Origin of the sequence: Marinobacter salsuginis, assembly GCF_009617755.1 — a bacterium.
GTDB lineage: Bacteria > Pseudomonadota > Gammaproteobacteria > Pseudomonadales > Oleiphilaceae > Marinobacter > Marinobacter salsuginis.
Window position 1 is genome coordinate 1,100,112 of record NZ_BGZH01000001.1, and the last position, 18,230, is coordinate 1,118,341.

Consider the following 18,230-nt stretch of genomic DNA (forward strand, 5'->3'; position numbering starts at 1 on the left):
GTGAAACAAGCCCGCCTCGCTCCCATAGTGGCGAGATACAGTGCCAACGTACAACCCATGGCAGGAGTTTCCCATGCCCACTTACACCGTCACGGTCGCGAATCTGTCTCTGTCGCCGCAGCAGAAATCACAGATCGCCGAGGCCATCACAGCGGCCCATAACGCCCAAACCGGCGCTCCGCGGTTCTTTGCCCAGGTTCTGTTTTCTGCTGCCAATCAGGGCGATCACTTTGTGGGTGGCAGAGCGAATACCGCGCCTCAGGTGTATGTGCACGGCCTGGTGCGGGAGGGCAGAAGCATCGAGATCAAACAGGGCCTGATGAGCCAGATGCTGGAAGAAATTGCCCACATCGTAGAGATCACAGCGGAAGATGTCTGGATTTATCTGCAGGACATTCCAGCCACCCAGATGATCGAGTTTGGGCGGTTTTTGCCGGCGCCGGGAGAGGAAGCTGAGTGGGAAAAGGGAATATCTCCGGAGAAGCGGGCTAGCTTGCCCAAATAACCGCATTAATAGATCTTTCCCGGTTTTCCGCGGTTCCGGCTTTGCTGCTAGTATTCGGAACCACCATCTGAGACAAGGACAGCTCAAGCACGATGAACAGCAACTACAAAATCGCTCTACTCATCGACTGCGACAACGTCAGTCACCAGTCCATCGAGGGGGTACTCCAGGAGCTCGCAAAGTACGGCGCCGTAAACGTGCGCCATGCCCACGGAAACTGGAACGGTCCCCAGTTGGGTGGCTGGATCGAAAAGCTGCACGCCAACGCCATCCGCCCAGTTCAGCAGTTTGCCTACACAACCGGCAAGAACGCTACCGATGCCTCAATGATCATTGACGCCATGGACCTGCTCTACAGCGGGAACGTCGATGCCTTCGCCCTAATGACCAGCGACTCTGACTTCACGCCGCTGGTGATGCGAATTCTCGAAGCAGGTCTGCCCGTCTTTGGCTTCGGCGAGCGCAAAACTCCAATGCCCTTCGTAAACGCCTGCTCGCAATTCATCTACACAGAGAATCTGCGCGAAGAGACAGAGGAACCGGATCACGTCAACAACGGCGGCATGCCAAAACCAACTGTGGAAACCAAGTGGGAACGGAACAAGCTGCGGGGCGACACCGTGCTGGTGCGTACTCTACGAACTGCGGTGGAACAGACTGCTGACGACGATGGCTGGGCCCATCTCGGCAAGGTTGGCCAGTACATTTCGAATAACAGTTCCTTCTCCCCCGTGAACTACGGGTACAAGAAGCTGAGCGATCTTATCCGAGCCAGTGAGCTCTTCGAGATGAGTGTGCGGGATAAGAATGTTTTCTACATTAAGAGCCCGGAAAAATAAATCTGTCCAGGTATTCGCGTTTTCAGACCCCATCCAATTTATGCAGACCTATACTTAACCGAAGTGTCGAGCGGGTTAGTAGCGAACCAAATTGCGGCTGGACCACCACGCGGAGGCCGGCAAAGAATCTCAGAGATAAGTCTGTCCACTTTCCACAGCCAAATGGGTCAAAGCTAGGCCTATGCCGGTAACAGACTGTGTCTACCTTCGATTGTTTTAGAGTCGCTGGAAATAGTACCATCTGGCTCAGCAACGACGGCGCAGAGACTTTGGCAATCGACAACTACTAATGGGTAGTCCGCCCCAAGCACATCACCTAAAAAAGGCAATACTCAAAAGTGACAGTGGCACAGAACCCGATCACCGAAAAACCCCCGCTAATGCCTTTTATCAAGTGGGCAGGGGGCAAGAGGTGGCTTTACCAGAAACACCAAACATTATTTCCCGATTTCACTGGTCGTTATTTTGAGCCTTTTTTAGGCGGCGCGGCTATTTTCTTCGCTCTCCAACCTAACGAATCTGTTCTATCAGACTCGAATCAGTGGCTCATTGAAACCTACCAAGCGATCCGTGACGATTGGAAAACCGTGGTCAAAAAACTACAGGAACACCAAGATTACCACTGTAAAGATTACTATTACGACATCAGATCCATTAGGTTTGAAAACATTATGGATCGAGCAGCTCAATTTTTATATTTAAACAGAACCTGCTGGAATGGATTATTTCGTGTGAATCTGTCTGGTAGATTCAATGTCCCGATAGGCACAAAAACACGCGTGATACTGGATGACGACTTTCAGTCGATATCACGAATACTAAAAAGAGCAAAATTATCGGTCTCGGACTTTGAAGACACGATTAGTCAGGCCAACGAAGGCGACCTTATATTTGCTGACCCACCTTATTCTGTTAAACACAACTATAACGGGTTCGTTAAATATAACGAAAAAATATTCTCATGGAGTGATCAAGAGCGGCTTCATCGCTCACTGAAGGAAGCGAAATCTAGGGGAGCCCATGTCATACTAACTAACGCTAATCATGAATCAATACGCGAATTATATTCTGATGATTTCCAGGTTTTCGAGGCGTATAGACACAGCACACTGTCTGGAAGCAGTGATCACAGATGCGCAACTTCAGAGCTAGTCATCAGATAAAATAAAAGGACGTTCCAATGTTCACTCTAGGATTGATACTTTACCTGTTACTAATAATAGTCCTAGCCTCCATGCTCCGATCCTATAATCCAACATGGATTACTTATGGTCGCTCGCTTGGCGAATTCTCCTTAGTATACTTAGTTGGCAATATACCATTTCTATTTATTTTGATAGATGGCTCACTCTCAGCAAAGTCTATTACGCTTAGAGAATTTTTGGCAGAGGAAGGAAGGCCTGGAGAAATACTCATCTATGTCTCAGCCTTTCTAGCACCAGTAATTTTTACATTTCTCTCATGGTACAAGAGTGCCAATCCTACATGGCATACTACACACTTCCTGCTTATCCTCGCTTGTTTAATGCTAAGCCTCTATCTTTTTGTAAAATATAGAAACCTCGATTTCTTTGAAAATACCAAAATTGACCAAGTATCCCTATTCTTATACTTATGCTCTCTAACGCTATGGTTTTTTTCAATTGTCTACTATCGAGCTCTCAATGAAAAGAACTTTTCTCACAAGGGAAAAAACAAGATTTTAACTAGAATGCAGCAGGAAGGATATTAAAATGGAAAATTTGGAAGAAATTTATATTCCTGCGATCAAGGTTAGGCAGCCAGTGGGTGACTTTTATCAAGCTGTTGTTCCGTGGAACCTACTCACGAAAATATCGGTTGCTGATGTCAGAGCGATCGAAGGCGGCAAGGAAAGAGAACTTGATCGCTATATGGGAATACAACGAAAAATAGATCCAAAAAGAATAAAAGATATTGAAAAGTATGTAGAAAATGTTGATGCAACGTTTCCAACTTCCATTGTCTTGGCAATAGAAGAGGAAAATATTGACTGGGACGAAGAGAAAAATATCCTTAAAATATTCGATGGAAATGGCAATGGTTTAGAAGAAGTAGCTAAAATTTTAGACGGTCAACACCGAGTAGAGGGTATTCATAACTTTAGTGGTGAAGTTTTTGACTTACCGGTCACGATCTTTGTCGGAGCAGACATGCCAACACAGGCCAACATCTTCGCGACCGTAAACTTGGCACAAACAAAAGTGAATAGGAGCTTGGTATATGATCTATTCGAGTACGAAACATCCCGTAGCCCTCAAAAGTCCTGCCATGAAATTGCGGTAGCTCTTGACTCATATGAAACCAGCCCTTTTTACAAACGTATAAAGCGGTTAGGCACTGCCACACCCGGTAGAAAGAACGAACTACTAACCCAAGCTGTAATTGTTGAGTCTTTGCTGGACTTCATCGCGAAGGACCCCTGGGAAGATAGAAATAAGTTTCTAAAAAGAATATTTGCAAGCAATTATTCGGATACTAAGCTTATTGATAAATTTATTTTTCGCCCCTTATGGATCGACGAAAAAGACCATGAAATAGCTGGCATAGTAATGAACTTTTTCAGGGCAGTAGCAGAAAGGTGGCCAAAAGCATGGAATGACTTCGAAACAAAAGGGAACGTATTACCCAAATCGAACGGATTTAAGGCCTTAATGAGATTCTTAAGACCTCTTTACAAAACCATTAACCCAAACTTCTCTAATGAGGTCAACGTACCAACCACGGAAGAATTCTTAAAACACTTATCTCAAGTAAAAATGGATGATGCTGATTTCAATATTGAAACATTCCCCCCAGGAACCAGTGGGGAATCAAAGCTTTACAAAATACTGATAGAGTCAATACCAGAACCTCAGTATGCTATAAAATTCTGATTACTACGCTCAAGAAGCTTGGAGAGGTGTGCCACGGGCTCACCTCTATCGGTTCTACCTCTCCCCCTTCTCGCCAGCCTTTGTTGCTGCCCTGCGGAGAAGTCCCAGCGCACAGGGTGCCGTATTTCGTCCAGCACCGGCAACAGACTATTCACTAGATTAGGGCTGTTTTTCTGCATTCCTTTCCGCACCGCCAGTCCAGTAAGCAGGTTTAGTTTGATGGTCAGCAGAAGAAAGATCGGTTGGCACCTACACATAGCCGATACCCGAGAATGATCACAGTTTTTTTCGAAAAGGATCATGAAAGACCCGCCCGGTTTCCCGGGGCGGCTTTCCTGTTTGCTTTTGCTCGTTCTGACGTGCGTATCAGGCAGCCGTTAAGTATGCCCCCGCAACCGCGAGAACACCGCCAATACCACGACTGAACCGGCTATCAGCTTTCAGCATCACGCTACCCAGCCCACGGCCAACCAAAGTGATTGCAAGCGTAGCGATGGAGAAACCAGCCAGGTAAGCGGCGAGAGTGGCGCCTGCAGGCATTTCAGCGCCATGCGCGAAGCCGTGAAACAGCATAAACGCACCAACCAGAGTGCCGCCCACAGCCGTCGGCAGTTTCGCCAGTGTGGCAATCAAGATACCGGCGACCAGTACGGAGAAGGTAATCCCGGTTTCCACGCCCGGCAGGCTCAGGCCGCCCCAGGCGAGGGTGGCGCCGAGATTCATGCCGCCGATCACGAAGGCCGGAGTGGCGTTTTTCATGTGCTTGCTCTGGCGCACACTCCAGAAGCCGATGGCGGCCATGGCCAGCAGGTGGTCCAGGCCCAGCATGGGGTGCAGCAGGCCGCTGGTGAAACCGCCTTCGGCGTGGCCGGAGTGGGCCGTGGCGGTGGCGGAAGCCGTGAGTAGTGCGGCGGCGGTGAGGAGTTTGGCTGTGAATTTCATGGTTATCTCCTGATGGTTCTCAAGTCGTTCGAAGTCGGTTGGCTCAGGCGGGTTCCGCCAGTTTTTCAGGGCGGCGTTCCGGCAGCATGCCCCGCTCCAGAATGAAGCTGATGATGGTCTCCAGCCCTACCCCGTCGTACAGGTTGGTAAACACGAAGGGCCGCTCGCCACGCATTTTCTTGCTGTCTCGTTCCATCACGTCCAGGGAGGCATGCACCTGTTCGGCGATGTCGATCTTGTTGATGATCAGCAGGTCGGATTTGGTGATGCCGGGGCCGCCCTTGCGGGGGATCTTGTCGCCGGCGGAGACGTCGATCACGTACAGGGTGAGGTCGCTCAGTTCCGGGCTGAAGGTGGCGGAGAGGTTGTCACCGCCGGACTCCACCAGTACCAGTTCCAGATCCGGGTGGCGGCGCTGGAGGTCGTCGATGGCCGCCAGGTTCATGGAGGCGTCTTCGCGGATGGCGGTGTGCGGGCAGCCGCCGGTTTCCACGCCGAGGATGCGATCTGCGGCCAGGGCTTCGTGGCGCAGGAGGAAGTCGGCGTCTTCCCGGGTGTAGATGTCGTTGGTCACTACGGCAATGTCGTAGTGGTCCCGCAGGGCTTTGCACAACTGGCGCAGCAGCGCGGTTTTGCCGGAACCAACCGGCCCACCAACCCCAACTCTCAGACAATGTGTCATGGCAGATCTCCTCAATTGTTATTCAGCTTCTGAAAAGCCGTGAATACTGTGTTTCATGTAAGGCACTTCCAAGCGCCAGTCCCGGCAGGATGGGCCCGAGTTCATGATCATTGCGTGCCAGAGCCATGTCGACGGCCTCCGCAAGCTGGGGCCGCAGCCTCTCAATGATGCGCTGCGCCGCGGTGTGCCCCAGAGGCAGGGCCTTGCAGGCGACGGCGAGCTGGTTTTCCAGCCAGGCCCAGGCGAAGCCGAGCAGCGTCTGGCGTACGGGCACAAAGCGTTTATGAGCGGCCCAGGCGAACATGGTGATGTAACCCGGCTCTTCCGGAATCAGATGTGGCTCTGGCAACAGGTCCAGGTTGCGCAGCAGGGTCACGAGGGCGCCGCCGAGGCGGGTGTCTTCGTCGCTCAGCTCGGCGGTTTCCCGGGTGGCGTGCAGCCAGTCGTTCCACTTTGCCAGGGTGATGGCGTCGCCTTTGGCCCAGGCGGTTTGCAGGCGCACCAGCAGGGGCAGCTCGCAGCGGCTCAGGCCATCTTCCAGCACGCCTTCAACCCACTCGGCCAGTTCGGCTTCGTTGTTCACCCAGCCCAGTTCAAAGGCGCTTTCCAGGCCCTGGGACCAGGCGAAGGCGCCGATGGGCAGTGCCGGGCTCACCAGCTGCATCAGGCCCAACAGGGCCAGGTCGCCAGCCGGGCCCGCACCGGCCTCAGTGAGTGTGCTTGTGGCTGTGGCCATGGCTGTGCCCGTGGTCGTGGGAATGGGTGTGCCCGTGAGAGTACCCGGCCTGGGTGTAGGCGCCGGGTTCCGGATCGAACGGGGCGGTGTGGTGAATCAGCGTGGCACCGAGGCGCTCCGCCAGTTCTTCCAGCACGTGGTCCGGGGTAATGCGCACATAGGCGCCCTTGTCGTCCATGCCGATGGCTAGGGTCACGTGGCGGTTGCCCAGGTGGTAGCACAGTCGCGCCAGTGGCTGGCCGTTTTCGATGCGGGCGGTCACTACCTGTTCTTCCGCCGCGCGAATGCGAACGATCTCCCCGGTTTTGGCCTGCAGCAGGTCGCCGTCACGCAGCACCGGGCCGCGGTCGAGGAACAGGCCCACGTCCACCCTGGTTTCGGTGGTGGCTCGCAGGCGACCACGAATGCGCAGTTCGTAGGGCAGGATCAGGTTGTCGAGTATCTCGGAGCTGTCGATCCCGGCCGCTTCCTGTTCACTCAGTCGTTTTGTCAGTTCCAACATAGTGCGTTCCTCTCAGAGCAGCCCTGAGCTGTCTTGATTAAAAAAGATGATAGCGTTGGGCCAGGGGCAGTTCGGTGGCTGGCTCACAGGTGAGCAGCTCGCCGTCTGCCTGTACTTCGTAGGTTTGCGGGTCCACGGTGAGGTGTGGGCACGCGTCATTCAGTTTCATGTCGCCCTTGCGCACTTCCCGCACGCCTTTGCAGGCGGACAGCGGGCTGTCCAGGCCCAGCTCCTTGCCAATATCCGCATCCAGCGCGGCCTGGCTGACAAAGGTCAGGCGTGTGGCACTGGTGGCCTTGCCGAAGGCGCCGAACATGGGGCGGTAGTGCACAGGCTGGGGCGTGGGGATGGAGGCGTTCGGGTCGCCCATGGGCGCCGCCGCAATCATGCCGCCCTTGATGATGCAGGCGGGTTTCACACCAAAGAACGCCGGGCTCCAGAGCACCAGGTCCGCCAGCTTGCCCACTTCCACGGAACCCACTTCATGGGCCAGCCCGTGGGTGATGGCGGAGTTGATGGTGTACTTGGCGATGTAGCGTTTGGCGCGGAAGTTGTCGGCGCCCAGTTCTTGGTCTTCCGGCAGCAGGCCGCGCTGCACTTTCATCTTGTGGGCGGTTTGCCAGGTGCGGCAGATCACCTCGCCCACCCGTCCCATGGCCTGGGAGTCGGAGGAGATCATGGAGATCACGCCCATGTCGTGCAGGATGTCTTCCGCCGCGATGGTTTCCCGGCGGATGCGGGAATCGGCGAAGGCCACGTCTTCCGGAATGTTCGGATCCAGGTGGTGGCACACCATCAGCATGTCCAGGTGTTCGTCGATGGTATTCACGGTGTAGGGCCGTGTGGGGTTCGTGGACGACGGCAGCACGTAATCCTTCGAGCACGCGGTGATGATGTCCGGGGCGTGTCCGCCGCCCGCGCCTTCGGTGTGGAAGGTGTGGATACAGCGGCCCTTGAAGGCGGCCAGGGTGTCTTCCACGAAGCCGGATTCGTTCAGGGTGTCGGTGTGGATGGCCACCTGCACATCGAACTGGTCCGCCACGGTCAGGCAATTGTCGATGCTGGCCGGGGTGGTGCCCCAGTCTTCGTGCAGCTTGAGGCCGATCACGCCAGCTTTTACCTGCAGTTCCAGCGCTTCCGGCAGGCTGGCGTTGCCCTTGCCCAGGAAGCCGATGTTCATGGGCAGACTGTCCACGGCCTGGAGCATCTTGCCGATGTGCCAGGGGCCCGGGGTGCAGGTGGTGGCGTTGGTGCCGGTGGCCGGGCCGGTGCCGCCGCCGAGCATGGTGGTGATGCCGCTCATCAGGGCTTCTTCCACCTGTTGGGGGCAGATGAAGTGAATGTGGGGGTCGATGCCGCCGGCGGTGAGGATCTTGCCTTCCCCTGCGATGATTTCGGTGCCGGGGCCGATGACGATGGTCACGTCTGGCTGGGTATCCGGGTTGCCGGCCTTGCCGATGGCAGCGATGCGGCCTTTCTGGATGCCCACGTCGGCTTTCACGATGCCCCACCAGTCGAGGATGAGGGCGTTGGTGATTACGGTGTCCATCACGGCGTCGTCGCAACGCTGGCTCTGGCCCATGCCATCACGGATGACCTTGCCGCCGCCGAATTTCACTTCGTCGCCGTAGTGGGTGTGGTCCTTCTCCACCTGGATCCACAGCTCGGTATCGCCCAGGCGAACCCGGTCACCCACGGTGGGGCCGTACATGTCGGCATACGCCTGTCTGGAAATTTTCATGCCTTGCCCTCCAGTTTGCCCATCACTTCCTGGCGGAAGCCGTAGATTTCCCGGTTGCCTGCAAACGGAATCAGGGTGACCGAGCGGGTCTGGCCTGGCTCGAAGCGGATCGCGGTGCCAGCGGCCACATCGAGCCGGTAGCCCCGGGCTTTGGCGCGGTCGAAATCCAGCGCCGGATTGGCTTCGGCGAAGTGGTAGTGGGAGCCGATCTGCACCGGGCGGTCGCCGGTGTTGGACACGTCGAGCTCGATGCGTTCGCGGCCGGCGCAAAGTTCGATGTCGCCGTCCTGGATCTGGTATTCACCGGGGGTCATGTCGGTCTCCTTACACAATCGGGTTGTGAACGGTGACGAGCTTGGTGCCGTCGGGGAAGGTGGCTTCCACCTGCACCTCGTGCACCATGTCGGCCACGCCGTCCATCACGTCGTCACGGGTGAGGATTTCCGTGCCGGCACTCATAAGTTCAGCCACCGTGCGGCCTTCCCGGGCGCCTTCCATGATTTCAGCGCTGATCAGCGCCACGGCTTCCGGGTAGTTCAGCTTCAGGCCCTTGGCCTTGCGGCGTTCCGCCAGCAGGGCCGCGGTGAACAGCAGCAGCTTGTCTTTGTCTCTCGGGGTGAGTTCCATGGTGACTCCGTTCTCTCTCTGTTGCGGCTATTGCCGTCAGGTAAGCCAGATTCTGGGTGTGTGCGCCGGCACATTCGCGAGCGTGGGTCGCAACAGGTGCCACGCCTTTTCGCACAGGGCCCAGGCTTCGTTGCGTTCGCTGCCCAGGTAGCGAAACAGCAACACGCCACGGCGCCGGGTGACGGCCCAGCGGTTGTTGTCCGGCAGTTGTTCTCTCAGCAATTCAATGGCGGCGACCTCATCGTCCAGACCAACCGCCCAGAGGGTGGCCTGCACGGTGGCCCCGCCCTGCCCCCAGTGGCCGGTAAAGCGCCGGTGTTTGGGATCCAGAAGCTGGCGTTCCAGCCACAGGGGCTTGCCGTCCAGGCTCAGGTGGAAGCGTTGTTCGAGGGCGCCGGTGGCAAACGGCAGATTGCTGGCCGGGCGGCCCAGGGCCAGGACTTCCCAGCCCAGGGTCCGGGCGCCGCTTGCCAGTTCGATGGTGGTGGTCTGTTCGCCACGGGAGCCGTCGAAGGCGATGGTTTCCTGGGGTAGGTATTCGAGGATGGCGTCTTTCGCCACCTGCAACCGGGTGTGCTGGCCCCAGGCCACGCCGTGGCCGTCGGCCTTGTAGAGTTTGGCGGCGGCCGGGGTGGTGAGCAGTGCGTGGCCACCTTCCGCCACCGATGCCTCGATGCGCAGCTCATCGCCGCTCACGAGGCCGCCCGGCGGATGCAGCAGGTACACATGGCAGCAGCCGGTTTTGCCCTCCGGGTAGAAGGGGCGCTGCACCCGTAACGGGCCAATATGCCGGCGGCGTACCAGACGGGTCACCGGCACGGGATCACCCTCGTTGCGCGCCTCAAACCCCAGGTCGATCGCCGCGGCCCAGCGCCGTTCCCCATCAAAACGATGGCCAGAGGCGTGGGCGGTGATGGGCTGATAGGCGGTCATACGGTCAGGTGCTTCTTGATCAGTTCATCGGTCAGCTCGGCGATCTCGCCGTCTGCCACGCGGCGGCCCCGGTCGAGGATGGCGAAGCGGTCGGCGTACTTGCGGGCGAAGGGTAATTTCTGCTCTACCAGCAGCACAGTCAGGCCGTCTTCCTCGATCAGCTTGCGGATCACCTCCCCAATCTGGGCCACGATGTTGGGCTGGATGCCCTCCCCCGGCTCGTCCAGGATCAACAGGCGCGGTTCGATCACCAGGGCCCGGCCAATGGCCAGCTGCTGTTGCTGACCGCCTGAGAGGTCACCACCGCGGCGATGCTTCATTTCCTTCAGCACCGGGAACAGCTCGTACACCCGCTCGGGAATTTTCTTGCTGCCGTCCTTGCGCACCGCCAGCCCGGTGCGGAGGTTTTCTTCCACTGTAAGCAGCGGAAAAATCTGCCGGCCCTGGGGCACGTAGCCGATGCCCAGGCGCGAGCGGTCTTCCACTTTCTTTTTGGTGAGCTCCACGTCGCCGGCAAATTCAATGCGGCCGCTCTTGGTGGTTTCCTCACCCATGATGCATTTCATCAGGGTGGTCTTACCCACGCCGTTACGGCCCATCACGCAGGTGCACTGGCCCTGTGGCACGTCCAGGTCCAGATCCCAGAGGGTGTGGCTTTCACCGTAGAACTGGTTGAGCTTTTCAATCTTCAGCATTACGCCTCCTCCCCGAGATACACCTTGATCACTTCCGGATCGTTGGAGACCTGGTCCATGCTGCCCTCCGCCAGCACGCTGCCCTGGTGCAGCACGGTGACCTTGCGGGCGATGGAGCGAACAAAGCCCATGTCGTGTTCCACCACCACAACCGACTGTTTGCCGGCCAGGCTGGTGAGCAGTTCGGCGGTACGTTCCATCTCCTGTTCGGTCATGCCGGCGACCGGCTCGTCCACCAGCAGCAGGCGCGGCTTCTGCATCAGCAACATGCCGATTTCCAGCCACTGTTTCTGGCCGTGGGAGAGGATGCCCGCCAGCCGGTCACGGAGGAATTCCAGGCCGATCATCTCCAGCACTTCGTCGATGCGGTCCCGGTACTCGGCTTTCATGACGGCGGTGAGGGTGGGAAACACCCGCTTGTCCGTCGCCATGGCCAGCTCCAGGTTTTCGAACACGGTGAGGGCTTCAAACACCGTAGGTTTCTGGAACTTGCGGCCGATGCCTAGGGAGGCGATGTCCGGCTCGTTCATGGTGAGCAGGTTATGGCGACTGCCGAACCACACCGAGCCGGTGTCCGGGCGGGTTTTACCGGTGATGATGTCCATCATGGTGGTTTTACCCGCACCGTTGGGGCCGATAATGCAGCGCAGCTCGCCGTCGTCGATGGTGAGGTTGAGGTTGTTGATGGCCTTGAAGCCGTCAAAACTCACGTTCACGTCTTCCAGGTACAGGATGGGGCCGTGGCGCACGTCCACTGGCGACTCCACCTGAGTGAGAAACTCGAACACGTGCTCCCGGTCGGTCAGTTCCGTAAAAATGCTCATGCGGTGGCCTCCTGCCCGGCGGGGGTGTCGTCATCGGTTTTGGCTTTGCGGCGTTTCTGCAGCAGCCCGGCAATGCCCTTGGGCAGGAACACGGTTACCAGCACAAACAGGCCACCGAGGGCGAACAGCCAGGCGTCTGGCATGATGCCGGTGAACACGGTTTTGGCGTAGTTCACCAGGATGGCGCCGATCACCGCGCCGTAGAGGGTTGCGCGGCCACCCAGGGCCACCCACACCACGATCTCGATGGAGAACAGTGGCGAGAATTCGCTGGGGTTGATGATGCCTACCTGAGGCACGTACAAGGCCCCGGCCACGCCCGCCAGCATGGCGGACACCACGAACACGAACAGCTGAACCCGTTCCACCCGGTAACCCAGGAAGCGGGTGCGGGCCTCGGCATCGCGGCAGGCCACGCTCACCCGGCCCAGTTTGCTGGTCACGATGCCACGGCAGATCACGTAGCCAATGGCCAACGCGATGCCGGTGGCGATGAACAGCCCGAGGCGGGTCGCATCGGTGCGCAGGTTAAAGCCAAGGATGTCCTTGAAGTCAGTGAGGCCGTTGTTGCCGCCAAAGCCCATCTCGTTGCGGAAGAAGGCCAGCATCAGGGCGAAGGTCAGCGCCTGTGTAATGATGGAGAGGTACACCCCGGTCACCCGTGAACGGAAAGCCAGGAAGCCGAACACCAGGGCGAGCAGACCCGGCGCCAGCAGCACCATGATGAAGGCGAACCAGGCCATGTCGAACCCGTGCCAGAACCAGGGCAGCTCCTGCCAGTTCAGGAACACCATGAAGTCCGGCAGGATGGGATCGCCATACACACCGCGATCACCAATCTGGCGCATCAGGTACATGCCCATGGCGTAGCCGCCCAGGGCAAAGAAGGCACCGTGACCCAGGCTGAGAATACCGAGGTAACCCCACACCAGGTCCACCGCCACCGCCAGCAGTGCATAGCACAGGTACTTGCCCAGCAGCGTCACGGTGTAGGCGCTCACGTGCAGGGCACTGTCCTGGGGCATGAACAGGTGGAGGAAAGTGACCACCACCAGGGCGGCGAACAGTACACCAAGGAAGATCTGGGTTGAACGTTCCTGCAAGGGTCTTGTTAACCACATACCTTAACCCTCCGCAGCCCGGCCTTTCTGGGGGAAGAGCCCCTTCGGCCGTTTCTGGATAAACAGGATGATGAACACCAGCACGATGATCTTGGCGAGTACGGCACCTGCCCAGGGTTCTAGAAGCTGGTTGATAGTGCCCAGGGAAAGCCCGGCAATGAGGGTGCCCCAGAGGTTACCGACGCCGCCGAACACCACCACCATGAACGAGTCGATGATGTAGTTCTGGCCCAGGTTCGGGCCCACGTTAGTGAGCTGGGAAAGTGCCACCCCGGCCAGACCGGCCACGCCGGAGCCCAGGGCAAAGGTCATGATGTCTACCCGGGTGGCACGGATACCCATGGAGCGAGCCATGGCGCGATTCTGGGTAACGGCACGCACTTCCAGGCCCAGGCGGGTCTTGCGCATGATCAGCATCAGGCCGGCGAAGACAATCAGCGCGAAGGCCAGCACGTAAAGACGGTTGAGCGTGAGTGACAGGGCGTCGTTGATCACCAGGGAGCCGCTCATCCAGTCCGGCGTTACCACGGTGCGGTTCTGGGGTGAGATCACCGTGCGCACCAGTTGCTGCAGGATCAGGCTGATACCGAAGGTGGCCAGCAGGGTTTCCAGCGGTCGGCCTTTGAGGTACTGGATAACGCTACGCTCAATAATGATGCCGGCGGTGGCGGCCACCAGGAAGCCGGCGGGTATCGAGAGAATCAGTGCCAGGCCGGGTTGGCCCGGGAAGAGCTGCTGCATGCCCCAGGTCGTGTAGGCACCGAGCATGATCAGTTCGCCGTGGGCCATGTTGATTACACCCATCACGCCGAAGGTGATGGCCAGGCCAATGGCGGCGAGGACCAGAACCGAACCGAGCGACAGGCCGAAATACAGGGTCTCGGCGGCACGGTTCAGCTTGAGTTTCTGTTCGATGCTGTCCAGTGCCCGGGTGGCGCTTGCGGCCAGTGCCTGGTTATCGCTGCGGGCCGCTTCGTTGAGAGCGGCGCGGGCGCGAGGGTGCAGGCTTCCAGCCAGCACGTCCACGGCCTCGAGGTTGCCCTCGCCCACCCGGTAGATGGCCAGGGCTTCTTCAATGCGGTTGCGCACGGCTGTGTTTTCTTCTTTTGCCAGCTGCGCTTCCAGCGGCGCCACCAGGGAGGCGTCCACTTTGCCCATCATGTCCTGTGCGGAGGCTTCGCGCACATCGGGGTCTTTGGCATTCAGGTCCAACATGGCCAATATGCCTTCAAGCTGGCCCCGTATGCGGTTGTTGATGGCGACTCTGTCCAGCTCGCGGCGGGACATTTCACCCATGTTCTCTCCGGTCAGCGGATCTGCAATTTCCCAGTCCCTGCCCCGGTTATTCAGTACCAGTACCACCTGCCCGGTGTCTTTCACACGGCTCAGGCGGTTGTTTCCGTAGGCTTCGAGCCAGCCCCTGGCCCTTTCATCACCACTGCTGACAATGGCGTTTACCGCCTCTTCCACTTTGCTGGCCGGCGCTTCTGCCAGGTTGATCAGCAGGGCCTTGCCAGGGTCTTCTTCCTGCGCCGTTGCGGGCAGCGACAGCAGGGAAAACAGGGCGATAAGCAGCAGTGTGAGCGATCGGAAGATGCTCATGAGAATGTCCTGTCTGTTTCAAGCGTGTTGCGGGGAACAGCCGGGAGCGGCGCTTGCCACCCCCGGTTGTCCATGGTGCTATGCCAACTGAGCCTTACTCGGCTTCAGCGGCCATTTCACCCGCAGAGGCGCCACAGGTGCCGGTTGCGGTGTTGAAGGTTCCGCAGAACATCGGCTTGCGCCAGTCAGCGATCATGTCGCGGGAACCCGGCAGGTAGTCAGACCAGGCGTCGCCAGCTACAAGCGACGGGGTTTCCCAGACGACGGAGAACTGGCCGTTGTCCTGGATCTCACCAATCAATACCGGCTTGGTGATGTGGTGGTTGGGCATCATGGCGGCGTAGCCACCGGTGAGGTTGGGCACGGTCACACCGATGATGGCGTCTTTCACCGCGTCAACGTCGGTGGTGCCGGCCTTCTTGACCGCTTCCACGTACATGTTGAAGCCGATGTAGTGCGCTTCCATCGGGTCGTTGGTTACGGCTTGCTCGTTGCCGGTGTGCTCGATCCACTGGTCGATGAAGTCGTAGTTGGCGTCGTTGTCCACGCTCATGAAGTAGTTCCAGGCAGCCAGGTGGCCAACCAGCGGGCCGGTGTCGATACCGGAGAGCTCCTGCTCACCCACGGAGAAGGCAACTACCGGAATGTCGGAGGCCGCGATACCCTGGTTACCCAGCTCACGGTAGAAAGGTACGTTGGCGTCACCGTTGATGGTGGAAACCACGGCCGTCTTCTTGCCGGCCGAACCAAAGCGCTTGATGTCAGAGACAATGTTCTGCCAGTCGGAGTGACCAAACGGCGTGTAGTTGATCATGATGTCTTCCTTGGCCACACCCATATCCATCAGGTAGGTCTCAAGGATCTTGTTGGTGGTACGCGGGTATACATAGTCGGTGCCTGCCAGAACCCAGCGCTCCACGCCGATTTCGTTCATCAGGTAGTTCACCGCAGGAATCGCCTGCTGGTTGGGCGCAGCGCCGGTGTAGAAGACGTTTTCGGAGGATTCCTCACCCTCGTACTGTACCGGGTAGAACAGAAGGCCATTCAGCTCTTCCACCACCGGCAGTACGGACTTACGGGAAACCGAGGTCCAGTTACCGAAGATCACGTCAACTTCTTCCTGGGCCAGCAGCTCGCGGGCTTTTTCAGCGAACAGCGGCCAGTTGGAGGCCGGGTCCACAACAACCGCTTCCATCTGACGACCCAGCACACCACCCTTGGCGTTCTGTTGTTCGATCAGCATTTCTACGGTGTCTTTCAGAACGGTTTCACTGATGGCCATGGTGCCGGACAGTGAGTGCAGGATGCCCACCTTGATGGGATCTTCCGCGGCGACAGAATTAAAAGAGATGGAAAGGGCGAGTGCAGAGAGGCCAAGTTTCACGTGTTTTTTGAGGTTCATTTCAGGCGTCCTTTTCTTAGTTAGGTATGCAGTTCGTCTTCAAACGCAGCAGGGCCTCTGCATCTGCTGTTCCACACCCCTAATAATTCTATAAAAAACATTTAGTTATCTAGTATACAAGGCGGATACTGGAAGCCAGCTCGAAAAAACACGCCTTCAGACCACAACATTTCTGAGCATTTTTGGTGCGCCCGCACCTGATACGGGCAGATCTGGATGCCCCCGTGCCTCAAAAAAACTCATAACCTTATGTTTTTCAGTCACTATCGATAAAAATCAGCAAATGGCACAGGCATTGCCATTCCTCATGTATACAAGTTGATTGCGCACATGGGGAAAACGAATGCCTTCAATGCTCGGATGGACCATCAAGGACTGGCAAAACGCTTACAAAGAGGGCGCTAAGCCCAAGTTACTGTTGGATGAGTTGCTGACCGGCCTGGATGTAAACGACGCTGCCTGGATCTCGATTCTGGACCAGGAGGGGCTGGCTAGAGCACTGGCTGAGTTGGATCAGAAGCTGCACGAGGCCGGTGGCGACATCAGCAAGCTGCCTCTGTATGGCATTCCGTTTGCGGCGAAAGACAATATTGATGCGGCAGGGTTTGACACAACTGCAGCCTGCCCGGCCTTCGCCTACACGCCGGCGGAAGATGCCCACACCGTGGCCAGACTCAAGGCCGCAGGTGCCGTGGTGATTGGCAAAACCAATCTGGATCAGTTTGCTACCGGCCTGGTAGGCACACGCTCCCCTTATGGTGCAGTCCCGAACACGTTCAAACCGGAAGTTATCAGCGGCGGCTCCAGCTCCGGCTCAGCATCGGTCGTCGCGAGAGGGCTGGTGCCTTTTGCCCTGGGAACCGACACGGCCGGTTCCGGCCGGGTGCCTGCCGGGCTGAACAATCTGGTGGGCCTCAAGCCAACCAAAGGGCTGTTCAGCATTCGTGGCGTGGTGCCGGCCTGTCGTTCGCTGGACTGCGTATCCATTTTTGCGCTCACCGTAAACGATGCCGGCCTGGTGTCGGATGTCATGGCTGGCTTCGATGCCGACGATGCCTTTTCCCGCAGGGCGCCGGATGCGTTACCCCTGGATGGCGCAGCACTCCGACGGCCGGGGCCTATCAAACGACTCGCCATTCCCGAGCATCCCCAATGGTTTGGCGATCAGCAGTCGGAAGCGGCCTGGAACACGGCCATCAGCCAGTGGCGTCAGCAGAACGTGGAACTGATTTCACTGGACTTCAGCCCCCTGCTGGAACTTGCCGCATTGCTCTACGAAGGCCCCTGGGTGGCAGAGCGACATGCGGCCGTGGAATCGTTCATGGCCAGCCACGCCGATGAGATGAATCCGGTAGTCAAAGGCATTATCAGCAAGGCCGCAAACTTCAGCGCCACCGATACGTTCAAGGCCCAGTACCGCAAAGAAGAACTGCTTCGCCAGATCGATGAGCTGCTGGCAGACGTGGATGCCCTTCTGGTACCCACGGCTCCGACCGCGCCCACCATCGAAGCGGTGAATGCAGACCCGGTGACCCTGAACAGCCAACTGGGCACCTACACCAATTTCGTCAACCTGGCCGACATGAGCGCCCTGGCTGTGCCGGCGGGATTCCGGGATGACGGTCTGCCTTTTGGCGTTACCCTGATCAGCGGCGCGTGGAAAGACGCGGAGCTGCAGCATCTGGCCTGCCAGTGGCTGAATTCACACCCCACACCGTTGGGCGCTACCACCAGGGCCCGCCCCGAGGAGACGCCCGGGGCGGCCATTTCCACGCCCACCATCAAGGTGGCGGTTGTTGGCGCCCACCTGAGTGGCATGCCCCTGAACACGCAGTTGGGTGAACGCCATGCGGTGCTGCTTGAGCAAACCACAACCTCGGCCAACTACCGGCTGTTCGCCCTGCCAAACACCACACCGCCGAAGCCCGGGCTGAAGCGCGCGGCCCCGGGCGAGGGGGAGGCGATCATTGTGGAAGTCTGGGAGATGCCCGCCTCCGCCTTCGGCTCCTTTGTGGATCTGATTCCAGCGCCCCTTGGTATTGGCAACGTTGAACTGGCGGATGGCCGATGGGTAAACGGTTTTATCTGCGAAGGCTATGGTTTTGAGGGTGCAGAGGATGTCACGGAATTCGGTGGCTGGCGCGCCTATATCGCCTCCAGATCCTGAGCATGGCGGGTAAATCTG

18 protein-coding genes are annotated in these 18,230 nt (G+C 57.9%); 5 read left to right on the forward strand and 13 right to left on the reverse strand.

Annotated elements, in window-relative coordinates; genetic code table 11:
* Positions 1–73: 73 nt before the first annotated feature.
* From GJU83_RS05105 to GJU83_RS05120, 4 genes are all read left to right on the forward strand, one after another.
* On the forward strand, positions 74–505 hold the full coding sequence (locus GJU83_RS05105; RefSeq protein ID WP_153633862.1) for a tautomerase family protein: 432 nt from the start codon (positions 74–76) through the stop codon (positions 503–505).
* 92 nt (positions 506–597) lie between these two features.
* Positions 598–1,344, forward strand: a complete 747-nt coding sequence (locus GJU83_RS05110) for an NYN domain-containing protein (protein ID WP_153633863.1) — start codon at positions 598–600, stop codon at positions 1,342–1,344.
* 338 nt (positions 1,345–1,682) lie between these two features.
* Positions 1,683–2,507 carry a DNA adenine methylase gene (locus GJU83_RS05115; protein WP_217352205.1) on the forward strand — a complete coding sequence of 275 codons (825 nt, stop codon included), beginning with the start codon at positions 1,683–1,685 and terminating at the stop codon, positions 2,505–2,507.
* A 570-nt stretch (positions 2,508–3,077) separates the two neighbouring features.
* Positions 3,078–4,238 (forward strand): DGQHR domain-containing protein, encoded by a 1,161-nt coding sequence (locus tag GJU83_RS05120; protein ID WP_153633864.1) that lies wholly within the window; start codon positions 3,078–3,080, stop codon positions 4,236–4,238.
* 366 nt (positions 4,239–4,604) lie between these two features.
* On the opposite strand, the gene GJU83_RS05125 is transcribed toward GJU83_RS05120, so the two are convergent.
* The 13 genes from GJU83_RS05125 to urtA form a co-directional block, all read right to left on the reverse strand.
* A complete protein-coding gene (locus GJU83_RS05125) occupies positions 4,605–5,180 on the reverse strand; it encodes a HupE/UreJ family protein (protein WP_153633865.1) in 576 nt (191 codons plus the stop codon).
* Between the two features lie 43 nt (positions 5,181–5,223).
* Positions 5,224–5,862 carry an urease accessory protein UreG gene (ureG, locus tag GJU83_RS05130; RefSeq protein WP_153633866.1) on the reverse strand — a complete coding sequence of 213 codons (639 nt, stop codon included), beginning with the start codon at positions 5,860–5,862 and terminating at the stop codon, positions 5,224–5,226.
* Positions 5,863–5,884: 22 nt separating this feature from the next.
* Positions 5,885–6,598 carry an urease accessory protein UreF gene (locus GJU83_RS05135; RefSeq protein ID WP_153633867.1) on the reverse strand — a complete coding sequence of 238 codons (714 nt, stop codon included), beginning with the start codon at positions 6,596–6,598 and terminating at the stop codon, positions 5,885–5,887.
* Positions 6,570–7,100, reverse strand: a complete 531-nt coding sequence (ureE, locus tag GJU83_RS05140; RefSeq protein WP_153633868.1) for an urease accessory protein UreE — start codon at positions 7,098–7,100, stop codon at positions 6,570–6,572. Before ureE ends, GJU83_RS05135 begins: the two co-directional genes overlap by 29 nt.
* A gap of 37 nt (positions 7,101–7,137) precedes the next feature.
* The gene (ureC, locus tag GJU83_RS05145) at positions 7,138–8,841 is read right to left on the reverse strand and encodes an urease subunit alpha (protein WP_153633869.1); all 1,704 of its coding nucleotides are present in this window, start codon (positions 8,839–8,841) and stop codon (positions 7,138–7,140) included.
* On the reverse strand, positions 8,838–9,155 hold the full coding sequence (locus tag GJU83_RS05150) for an urease subunit beta (protein WP_136631679.1): 318 nt from the start codon (positions 9,153–9,155) through the stop codon (positions 8,838–8,840). The genes ureC and GJU83_RS05150 overlap by 4 nt, the downstream gene beginning before the upstream one ends.
* 10 nt (positions 9,156–9,165) lie before the next feature.
* A complete protein-coding gene (gene ureA, locus GJU83_RS05155) occupies positions 9,166–9,468 on the reverse strand; it encodes an urease subunit gamma (RefSeq protein WP_069184394.1) in 303 nt (100 codons plus the stop codon).
* 36 nt (positions 9,469–9,504) lie between these two features.
* Positions 9,505–10,401 carry an urease accessory protein UreD gene (locus GJU83_RS05160; RefSeq protein WP_153633870.1) on the reverse strand — a complete coding sequence of 299 codons (897 nt, stop codon included), beginning with the start codon at positions 10,399–10,401 and terminating at the stop codon, positions 9,505–9,507.
* Complete coding sequence (gene urtE, locus GJU83_RS05165; RefSeq protein WP_153633871.1) at positions 10,398–11,096, reverse strand: urea ABC transporter ATP-binding subunit UrtE; 699 nt, start codon at positions 11,094–11,096, stop codon at positions 10,398–10,400. Before urtE ends, GJU83_RS05160 begins: the two co-directional genes overlap by 4 nt.
* Positions 11,096–11,920, reverse strand: coding sequence for an urea ABC transporter ATP-binding protein UrtD (gene urtD / locus GJU83_RS05170; protein ID WP_153633872.1), 825 nt, complete (start codon positions 11,918–11,920; stop codon positions 11,096–11,098). The genes urtE and urtD overlap by 1 nt, the downstream gene beginning before the upstream one ends.
* Positions 11,917–13,041 (reverse strand): urea ABC transporter permease subunit UrtC, encoded by a 1,125-nt coding sequence (urtC, locus tag GJU83_RS05175; RefSeq protein WP_153633873.1) that lies wholly within the window; start codon positions 13,039–13,041, stop codon positions 11,917–11,919. The genes urtD and urtC overlap by 4 nt, the downstream gene beginning before the upstream one ends.
* 3 nt (positions 13,042–13,044) lie before the next feature.
* Positions 13,045–14,643 carry an urea ABC transporter permease subunit UrtB gene (urtB, locus tag GJU83_RS05180; RefSeq protein WP_153633874.1) on the reverse strand — a complete coding sequence of 533 codons (1,599 nt, stop codon included), beginning with the start codon at positions 14,641–14,643 and terminating at the stop codon, positions 13,045–13,047.
* A 94-nt stretch (positions 14,644–14,737) separates the two neighbouring features.
* Entirely contained in the window at positions 14,738–16,045 is a 1,308-nt protein-coding gene (gene urtA, locus GJU83_RS05185; protein WP_153633875.1) for an urea ABC transporter substrate-binding protein, read from the reverse strand.
* A gap of 352 nt (positions 16,046–16,397) precedes the next feature.
* On the opposite strand from urtA, the gene atzF reads away from it, so the two are divergent.
* Positions 16,398–18,212 carry an allophanate hydrolase gene (gene atzF, locus GJU83_RS05190; protein WP_153634409.1) on the forward strand — a complete coding sequence of 605 codons (1,815 nt, stop codon included), beginning with the start codon at positions 16,398–16,400 and terminating at the stop codon, positions 18,210–18,212.
* Positions 18,213–18,230: the final 18 nt, after the last annotated feature.